Genomic DNA, 10,199 nt, shown 5'->3' on the forward strand with positions numbered 1-10,199 from the left:
TACGGTTGATGCCCTTTGGCTTACGCATTATATAATTTTTCTATATTGTCCATTTTCGTGACAGATAACAACCTTATGGTTTACCACCTTGACAATTTGGACATTTTCTAATCTTTATATCACTTCCATTCGCAAAATACTTATGACCGCATTTTAGACACTCCATACTATAAAACCATTGATTATTGTCTGTTCCTTTATGTTCGGTTTTTCCATTATTTCTTTGGCCATTCTTATTTACATAGCCAACATCCGTTGTTTTTTTATCTTTCATTTCATTATCAGGATTTTGGACTCGTGATACTTTAAGTTTATACCTTGAGTTACCCATATTTTTTTCAATATCACTGATAACTGCATCCGCATTTTCAGCTGGTACAGAAAAACTGACTTTTCCCTTTTCATGGTCTATCACGATATCTGTACCTCCAACTTCTACTGCAATCTTTTTCATCTCAGCAGTTTTCTGTTGTATTCGAATATATTTACGGATTAACATTGCTAACAGATAAATACATCCTGCCACAATGATTACCACTAAACCAATAGAAAGTTCCTTCCAATGTTTTAGTACAAATAATGCAACCACGCCTACTATGAGTACATAAGCAACACATTCATGCTTATATCGGTTTTTATTTGTTTGCCATTGTTTATAATGCTCATACGAGCGTTCTCTCTCTTCTGGCGACATATCCTACCTCCACAGTTTTGGAATTCAGCTTTTCATTTTTTCAATTTTAATTGAAGCCACATAATTTCCTGAAAAATGAACATCTATACCACATGAAATATTAGCATCTGATCTAATGTAGCATCCTCTATTAAACAAGGAATCCCGCCACGCACAGTTATCTCAAAATGATAAAAATACAGGCAACGATTAATATGTTGAATCAATAATTGTGATCTTCTTTTATAACCATAATGTTTAAGCAGCGTTCTAAGTTTCACTCTCACATAGTCGTTTCCTTTTCCATACAAAATCTGAATACGAATTTTTTTAAAAAACAAATCTAAGTTGCTAAAGTCACTCATATACTGTTCTGGCTCAATGGTATTATCGGATGTCATCATATCCTGCCATACAGCAGGGAATTCCTGATCCAGTATCGGCTTCTCGTAAAAATACTGCAACCAGTAATAAACGTCTAAAATGAATTTACGTTTATTATTTCTATATTCAGAAACAAGGAATGATTTTTCACCATTCCAGATAGAATCAATCATCTCGTTTTCATCTCTGCATCCAAGTTCCATACTGCTGATAATTGCTGCAACATCCAATGCAGAATAGAGAAACTCCCTCATGACTTATCCCCTTTTTGCCCATTACATTGACGGCATAAGATTTGAAGATTATCCAAAGTACTTTTCCCGCCAGCATTCATAGGGATAATATGGTCAACCTGAAAGAAAATCCTTGATTTATCCGAAATTCCGCATTTTGCACAATGGTAGTTTCCATCCTTGTCCATTGCCTTTTTAAACGTATCATTTCTAAGTTGCTGCTCTAATAACGGATTTATTTTCCCAATCTCATGTAATGGAAGATCTTCCAATGCCCTGCTTCCATACTGAATGTTGTTTTCATCGTCATATATATCAGGATGTGACAACTTCATCAACTCAATATTAATCTGATTCAGGAAATACAATTTTCTGCCAAAGAACAGACGAAGCATATTATCATCCCCTGACTCCCAAAGAGAATCAATATATTCTGTTCTTTTTCGTTCTCCCATATCTTCATCCCAGATATGCTGTGCAATCCTTCCTACATCTAACTTGCTTCTATCAATTTCATCAAAAGTATAAAACTGTGGAATTGATTCATACTGGGCATAATATTTCAAAATATTAAGAACATCTCTTTTCTCATATGGCGGTACCATTTCACCACAGAAGAAAGAATCTCTGCACTGGCTTTCCATTTCATTAAGTTGTGTATCAGATAAATATTCTTCGGTAACCCCAAAACTCTTAAACAGAGTTGGAAGAGCATCCATCAGATTCTCATAAGGAATCTTTGTGCTATTATATACCATTACCTGATAAGAATGATCCATTCCATTCTCTTCCAAATAAGTGAAAGCATACATTCCAACCGGAATACGCTGTTCAAATGGAACTTTTTCCAAAAATGATGTATCAACAGAATCGTCCAAAATCGAAGCAAACTCCTCAATTTTTGATATTGCAATCAAACGGATATCATGTTTTTCCTGTTCATAATCACTATCCTGAAACTCGTTATTTCCATCAAACAGAGTCTCCGGATTCACCCAGGCAATATGCTCATTCCAATGATCAATAAATGAAACAATATATGCACTGGATGTACCGCCAGCTGCTGTTCCTCGCAAAGCACGTCCAACCATCTGGGTCATCAGAATTGAGGAAACTGTAGGTCTTGCAAGAAATACTGTCTTCGTTTTTGGTAAATCCACACCTTCCGTTAGGATATTCACATTGATTAAAACCTGTAAATGGCCTTCACGATATTCTTCCAGCTTTCTTTCATTATCCTCCCGACTTATCGTTACTCCAGTGACTGCATCTTTGATTGAAGATACGATATAATCTGCCTTTATTCCTTCCTTTTTAAACAGCGCTGTCAACTGAATGGCATGCACTACGTTGACTGCAAATAAAATGGTTTGCCCATACTGCTTCTGGTTATTTTTGTAAGTTTCTACAATCAGCTTATTACGAGCTGCACTGTCTGCCATTTGCTGTGCAACTTCATCTGGCAAAATATCCAGATGTTGAATGCTTTCCCAGGCATCCACCCCAAGTGAATCACCATAGGCTTCATCTGTATAGTAGCTTTCAAAAATAGGCTTTGCCAAAATCTGCCTGTTAATCAACTCTTTTAGTCCAATCTGATATGTAATTCCAATATCACCATGAACTACCTGTCCATTTTTGACTCCATCTGAATATATTTTAGCTAAAAGCCCCTGTTCCGCTTCTGCCGTACGGAAAGGTGTTGCAGTTAAACCAATCAGTTTTACGTTTGGAACTTTTTTCTTTACATAATCAATCACTTTTCGATATGTCTTAGCAGTTGAATGGTGCGCTTCATCCACAATCAAATAAAGTTCTTTTTCCCCTTTTAGCCATTGATCTAATCTGTCTATATTTCTTCCAATACTGTCTTTACTAACAATTAATAAATTATCTTCCTTCCTGATATCACTGGTTCTGTCATGACTGGATGCACCTGAAACAATGCGGAAACAGAAGGAAGAAATATGAGGTATCACTTCTGTATATGCAAATTTCTGAAAGGATTCTGCCGCTTGATCCAACAGCATTTGTCGGTGTGCGATCCACAATATTTTCTTTTTCCTGTCAATCGCATTCTTCAATAACCACATAGATGCAGTATATGTTTTTCCTCCGCCAGTAGGAAGCACCACTAAAGTACTAAAAGATGATTCTTGATTCATCTTATCCAATGCTTCCATCGCATTTTTCTGATGAGAATATGGTGTTCTTGTATTTGTCCCTTTTTTCGGGAAAACCTGACCAAAGGAAGTTACTTCAATACTGTCTATTTGCTTTTCCATAATTCTGGTCACTCCTTATCATAAAGTACAATGTAAAAATAGGCACTCGTGCCGCAAGGGGAACCCTTGTCCGAAATCTTGATTTCGCATATCTCCCGCATTGAATGAATCTTCAATCGGGAGACAGCTCCGCAGGACGCACGATACATGGCATTAAAAATGCATGTATAGAAGTGCGCTCTTAGCTTTGCTAAGAGATTTATTCTTCCGCATCACTACATATCTTCCTAATTGCTAAAAGAGAAAATGTATCCTTAACCAAATGTTTTATTTCTCTGGCATTTGATGCAGTAATAGCAGCTTCTTTCAATTTCTCAAACAGTTTATTATCCTCAATATTAAAATCTGTTTTCAACCTTTTTATTTCCAATTCTGCAATTTTTTTCTTTGCCTCATTTGACAATTCATCAAATCTAATGATCGAATCAAAACGGTTATAAATTGGCAATCCTAAATTTTCTTTTACTTCATCAACTGTTTTATAATTTGATGTGCATACAATAATTGCTTTATCTACTGTAACTTTATAATTATGATCCTCGTAAATACCTTCATCAAATAATTGATAAAATGCACTGTGAAATACAGATAAAGCCTTGTCGAACTCATCAAACAAAAGCACATTTGAATCTCTGGCTAAAAGGTCTTGAGCAAAACTTTTCTCATTATATCTTCCACCGAAAATATAATTTGCTGACTCATTATTCTGATACATAGAAAACTGCTTTCTTAATAACTTACCGCCCATTAGATCTGCTAAATATTGTGCCGACTCCGTTTTCCCTAATCCTGAATCTCCATATAACAAAATAACAACCGGCTTTTTTTGTTTGCCATCCATTAAAGGATATATCGCCTGCAGTAATTTACTTTTTGCCTTCTCCTGCCCGATTACTCTTTTCCCATATTGGCTGTTAAATGTCCGCAACATATTTTTTGAAACTTCTAAATAATGTTGATGTTCTTCGTGAATAATGCTCTTATCAAATACACGGTATAACTGCTCTCGAATATTTTCTGGCGGGTTCTGTATATACATATTTGTTACTGATACTCTTGAAATAAAATTAATAAAATTTATAATCACATGCTCTTGGACACTGCAATATTCATCAGCATGAATTACCAGATTTCGAACAATGGGTTTCCGCTTTTTCTGAGTTTTTGGCTTGGGCTGACCTGGAATAATAACATTCATTTCCATCTTTTTATTATCATCATCCAGTTGAGTTGCTAACTCTGGAAGATTTCTTGCATTCTGTGGAATAATCTTTTCAAAAGCCGAATCTGATCCTACAAATATTTCAATCTTTTTCACGTACCACACCTGCCAATACTATATCATAAACGTTTAATTCATCTTTTCCATTAGATACCGATTCTTCTTCATTAGATACAGATTCGTTGTCATTCACAATATCTTCTGCTGTAATTTTTTCTTCTTCCGGTTTGAAATTAAATTCTTTGTCAATCGACAGATTATCCTCGCTACAGGTTCCTACTTTGATCCCATAATATGTCAATTTCATTTTACTTAAATCGACAAGATTATAATTATTCTTGAATGCTTTAAGATTAAATCTCAATACACTCTTTTTATCTTTTTCAGTTTTCAAAAGCATTTCATAGTAACCACGTTCACCCAATATCGCCTCATTCAGCTTTTCCATATCTATCGGCATTTCTTCTTTAGGCACGATTGTCATATATGAACTGACCATTTTATACAATGTCACTGAATTTTCAGGAGCATAGACCCCACTATTTTCGAATTTTTTCACATGGCTATCTTCATATGCTGCTTGTATATAATCTGTTAACAAAGTATTTTTTATGGTTTTATCAAAAGCACTTGTCAAATCTGCCGCCGCACTTGCATCTACCTTTCCCTGAAATGTTGCCTTAATATAATTCAAAATGTTAAAACCACTCTTTGCCTGAGCTTCAATCTCTGCTACTATTTTGGCTACCTTTTGTTTGTTTTCTTCTGTCGTCCAATCAAGGCGTCCCCCATTAGTAACATCAACGTAATCCTGTGCAGCGTCTTCATCAAAATATACAATTTTAAGGAATTCTGGTTTTTCAGCTTTTTTATTTCTCAAATTAATTGCTCCTTCTTATTTTGCTGTTGTGTACATAATTGCTCATATCTTTTCATAAGCTCCGCCACACAGGCCGCTTCACTTTTATATGCTTCACTGCCTTTTGTAAATCCGTATGCCTGCATCACTGCTATATCATTCTGATGATGTGCTTTCCGCAGTTCCGGAGGCATGGTCAATTCATCATAGAGATCTGCAAGACTACAATCCGGATACAATGACCTGGCATCAAGGACTGCCTGTGCAGTTTGTTCTATTTTCTGCTTCTGCTGTTCAGTTGGTGTTGGCCACGGAAAATTGTTATAAACAATATCCTTTGAATAACGATAATCACTTTTTATACGGCCACAGACAGCACGTACCCATGCCATATGAATATTAGATTCCAATACGCCAAACTCGTACACTCCCGCTTCTGGTATACACATAGCTGCGTCAGTCAAAATCATATCCTTACCTATAAATCCAAATGGGATATATCTTCTATTTTCAGACGAATGTCTCGGCACAACTATCGCAGTATCTGGATTTTTTGTCTCTCTAAATAGAGCAGGAGTTTCGGCTAATTTCTTTCTATCATCGGCTCCAGTCAATCTGTCTGCTTTACATAATTCAATTCGTTCCATTACTTTCGGCATTTTTCTTAATTCTGCCGGTGAAACACCTACAAGCCATAAACACCATCGCTTTTTATTATTAATAAATTCGGTTGCACCACTAAGGCGTTTAATATAAGGTATCGCTTTTGGCTCATTATCTAAAAAATCCTGATATTCATTTTCCTCAATAATCAAATGTCCACCATCAGCTGGTCGATTACCAGAAGTCATTTTATATACGTTACAAAGTGGTTTCGTACGAGTTTCAATAAACACATTTGGCGCACTTATCAAATACGCATTAATATTATCAACTTCTTTGAATCGTCCATCTACATACAATTTTCTTTTTTTAAGATTTTGTGCAACACTAAATCCAACTATTACACAATGTACATGAGCTTTTAAGCTCGCCTCACTATCCCAACGAAACGTCCTATGGGCAAAGTCAATGTGAATACCAAATCTTTCATATAAAGGCTTCCAAACGCCAGCAACCTGTTCTCCTTGTGTAATAGAATTGGTAGATACAAATGCAGTTCGTATTGCTGTTCCCTGCATAAATTTTGATGCTTTAAAATACCATCCTGCAACATAATCAATTTTACCGGCAGTCTTATATGGCTTTCCTTTTTCATCCATATAAATAGACAGAATATCATTTTTCTGTTCTTTACTCTGCAAGGAATATCCAATAAACGGTGGATTTCCCATAATGTACGACAATTGATTTTTTGGAACAACATCCTCCCAATCCAACTGCAAAGCATTACCTTCCACAATAAAGGCATTTGTTGTCAACGGAAGAAAATCCAAATTCATATGAACAATATCTTCTGTTTCTTTCATCATCTGGGATTCTGCAATCCACAGTGCCGTCTTTGCTACCGTAACTGCAAAGTCATTGATTTCAATACCATAGAACTGGTCAATGGATACCTGAATGGGCGATGAACCATCAAAGCCAAAAGTAATCTGACCACCCTGCAATTCTTTTATAACTACATTTTCCAATCGCCGGATACTGATATACGTTTCTGTAAGGAAATTTCCACTTCCTGATGCCGGATCCAGCCACCGCAGCCCTGCCAGTTTTTTCTGAAATTCTTTCAGTTTTTTCTCTTTTGTGCGCTGGACGGGTATTTGCCTGATCTCTTCCAGTTCATTTTTCAGGTCATCCAGAAACAGCGGATCAATCACTTTATGAATATTTTCAATACTTGTATAATGCATCCCGCCGGATCGTCTGGTTTCCGGATTCAATGTGCTTTCAAATACAGCTCCGAAAATAGTCGGACTGATTTCTGACCAATTAAAATCTGCGGATGCTTTTTCAAGCAGCAACTGACGGATTTCTTCTGTAAACTGAGGAATCTCAATATTTTCATTTGCAAATAAGCCGCCGTTTACATATGGAAACGCAGAAAGAGATTCTTCCAGATAGGGGTCTCTGTCTTTCGGTTTTGTGTCAAGCACCTGAAACAATTCGATAACGGCCTTTCTCATATGCTTTGCATCAAATTCTTCCAGATAATCATGAAACATACCATGTCTACCAAAAATACCTGCATCCTCCGCATACAGACAGAATACAAATCTGACACATAGGATATTCAGGCTTTTCATTGCCCGTTCTGTTGTCGGGTCTACATATTGTTTTGCCAGTGCATCATAGAGCAGCCCGACAATATCACCCGCAGCAATGGAAACTTCCATTTCTCTCTGAAGGTTAGTATTCCCTTCTTCCACCAGAAATTGAAGCCGATAATACTCCCTTTCCAGTTCTTCTAACAAAATAATTTCCGGATCACCGCCCGGTTTTTCCATATCATAAATGTAAAAAGACTTAAAATTGCTGGTCACAATCCATCTCGGACGTTTCGAATACGGTAATTCTGATGAATATCTCTTCGCCTGCTCAAACGGTGTCAGCATGGAGCCATCAGACTGCTTAATTGCAGCCGTCAGGCTCTTGTTGATACTTTTCTGTTCAATCATGACATGCGTTTTTTCTATGTATCCATCTATAAAACTGGTATGATCAAGATGAACCTGATCTTCAAAAGAAATAAACTGGGAAATATCCGTAACACCAAATACCGTTGTCAATAACTCTACCCAGAATATCTGGCTGTCTCCTTTTTCATATCCCCGGTCTTTCCAGTTTTTTGCAAATATTTTTGCAGCTGCCCTTTGCTGTGCATCTGTCATTGCTGCAACCTCCTATACTTCATCATCGGTAAATTCCATCATCTCATCAACGGAACATCCCAGCTTCTTACAAATTTTCTCGACTGTTTCCATGGAAACATACTGATTTTTTCCCATTCGGGCAAGGATATTTCCACTGATGCCAGTCAGATTCTGCATTTCGATCCGTTTCATATTTTTATCAATCAGCAATTTCCACAGTCTGTTATAGCTTACACCCATACATTACCTCCTGATCTGCTTCAAACATAGTTTCATTATATCACGATTTTGTTAGGTTGAATATCAATTTTGCATCAAATATATCTGCTTATCATCCATCTGTTGATAGAAAAGAGACTGCACTGGGCAATCTCTTTCCTGATAACTCTTACTGAAACGGGATTTCATCATCATCCGGCACATTCATAAATCCATCCGGATTGGTTTCGGTTTCTTTTTCCAGCTCCGAAGAAGGATTGCTCTCCTTATTCTGTGCAAATTCATGTTCCTCCACAATGACATCGGTTGTATAAACCGTTTTCCCATCCTTATCCTTATAGTTGCCGGTGCTGATACGACCACCAATTACGATACGCATCCCTTTCCGAAGATATTTTTGTGCAAATTCAGCGCTCCTGCCAAATGTAACACAGGAAATAAAATCTGCCTCCTGTTCCCCATCACGCTTATATCTGCGGTTCACAGCTAGCGTATATCTAGCCACTGCCATATCATTGTCTTTGCCGGCATATTTGATCTCCGGATTTCTGGTCAGTCTACCCATTAAGATAACTCTATTCATAGTTTTTGTCCTTTCTGCAGCTATGCTGCCATACAATCATCATTCGGTACCATTAATGCACTGGTTCCCGGCGGTCTGGTTCCATCATCAGGCGAAAACAATTCGCAGATATGGAAATATATCATCGAATACTGTTCTGACAAACATCTTCTTTCCAGCTTATTGCATAACCTGATGATTCTTTTTTTTATACAGTTGTTTGTCGCAAGCAAAGCAACAGACCGCAGCCTTTCCTTTGTGTTCTTCAGATTTGGACAGCCAAACCAGTAAATCAGCTGCATCTCTTCCACTTTCAGATATCTCACTTTCATCACCTCTTTCTTTCAGGCATACGCCTTTATTTAAAAAGTTTTCCGGATTTGTTTTTTCACCCTGACTGGCTGTGGCTCTTGCAAACCACCTCTGCCTGCACGCAGGCAACTGCTCTAAGGCTCTGAGCAGCCCGCCCATCTCCGGGAGTGTCATTATTTCTTCGCTCAATTTCCATTAGAAACGTCATAGCGTAAGTCTGTTCACCAGTCAGGAAACTCATGAAATTGTCAAGGTACGCAGAAGGTTCTAAAAATGCCCTCACATACTAAATTCAAGTGACTTTATCCGATGCAAAATAAAAATGAGATTTTCTAACATTTTTATTATTCTTTCTTCCGTTTCTGTTCTAAAAAGCACAGTATTTTAGTAAAACCTCCTGTAAATGCCACCGTATGTAAACTTCAAATGGTTTTACCAAATCACAACATGATTTTTTCTTGCATTTTTTATCCTTCGTAAGCGATGAATAACCACCCGTGTACGACTCCCAGGAGACCTCAGATAGGAAGGTCCCCTCGATTTTCAGGTAGTATTTTTTCTGTATCTGTTATTCCTGAACAGTTTTCCTTTATGAATTCACTCCACGGCATCAGCTGTTTTATGCCTGCGGGCTCAT

General features: G+C 37.2%; 9 protein-coding genes. All 9 read right to left on the reverse strand.

Annotated elements, in window-relative coordinates; all coding sequences use genetic code 11:
* Nucleotides 1-73: 73 nt before the first annotated feature.
* Nucleotides 74-694 carry a hypothetical protein gene (locus ACTQ50_RS11475; RefSeq protein WP_441484319.1) on the reverse strand — a complete coding sequence of 207 codons (621 nt, stop codon included), beginning with the start codon at nt 692-694 and terminating at the stop codon, nt 74-76.
* 83 nt (nt 695-777) lie between these two features.
* On the reverse strand, nt 778-1,311 hold the full coding sequence (locus ACTQ50_RS11480; RefSeq protein WP_177298186.1) for a hypothetical protein: 534 nt from the start codon (nt 1,309-1,311) through the stop codon (nt 778-780).
* Nucleotides 1,308-3,575, reverse strand: a complete 2,268-nt coding sequence (locus tag ACTQ50_RS11485) for a DEAD/DEAH box helicase family protein (protein ID WP_441484320.1) — start codon at nt 3,573-3,575, stop codon at nt 1,308-1,310. Before ACTQ50_RS11485 ends, ACTQ50_RS11480 begins: the two co-directional genes overlap by 4 nt.
* Before the next feature lie 199 nt (nt 3,576-3,774).
* Nucleotides 3,775-4,893 (reverse strand): AAA family ATPase, encoded by a 1,119-nt coding sequence (locus ACTQ50_RS11490; RefSeq protein WP_441484321.1) that lies wholly within the window; start codon nt 4,891-4,893, stop codon nt 3,775-3,777.
* Nucleotides 4,880-5,677, reverse strand: a complete 798-nt coding sequence (locus tag ACTQ50_RS11495; RefSeq protein ID WP_302577713.1) for a DUF6414 family protein — start codon at nt 5,675-5,677, stop codon at nt 4,880-4,882. Before ACTQ50_RS11495 ends, ACTQ50_RS11490 begins: the two co-directional genes overlap by 14 nt.
* Nucleotides 5,674-8,487 (reverse strand): DNA methyltransferase, encoded by a 2,814-nt coding sequence (locus ACTQ50_RS11500; RefSeq protein ID WP_302577712.1) that lies wholly within the window; start codon nt 8,485-8,487, stop codon nt 5,674-5,676. The genes ACTQ50_RS11495 and ACTQ50_RS11500 overlap by 4 nt, the downstream gene beginning before the upstream one ends.
* Nucleotides 8,488-8,499: 12 nt before the next feature.
* Nucleotides 8,500-8,709 (reverse strand): helix-turn-helix domain-containing protein, encoded by a 210-nt coding sequence (locus tag ACTQ50_RS11505; RefSeq protein WP_302577711.1) that lies wholly within the window; start codon nt 8,707-8,709, stop codon nt 8,500-8,502.
* Nucleotides 8,710-8,857: 148 nt separating this feature from the next.
* Nucleotides 8,858-9,271: a single-stranded DNA-binding protein gene (locus tag ACTQ50_RS11510; RefSeq protein ID WP_441484322.1), complete on the reverse strand. Its 414-nt coding sequence runs from the start codon at nt 9,269-9,271 to the stop codon at nt 8,858-8,860.
* Nucleotides 9,272-9,430: 159 nt separating this feature from the next.
* Nucleotides 9,431-9,751 carry a hypothetical protein gene (locus ACTQ50_RS11515; RefSeq protein WP_441484323.1) on the reverse strand — a complete coding sequence of 107 codons (321 nt, stop codon included), beginning with the start codon at nt 9,749-9,751 and terminating at the stop codon, nt 9,431-9,433.
* Nucleotides 9,752-10,199 lie beyond the last annotated feature (448 nt).

The organism is Blautia sp. Sow4_E7 (assembly GCF_052116245.1).
Lineage (GTDB): Bacteria > Bacillota > Clostridia > Lachnospirales > Lachnospiraceae > Blautia_A.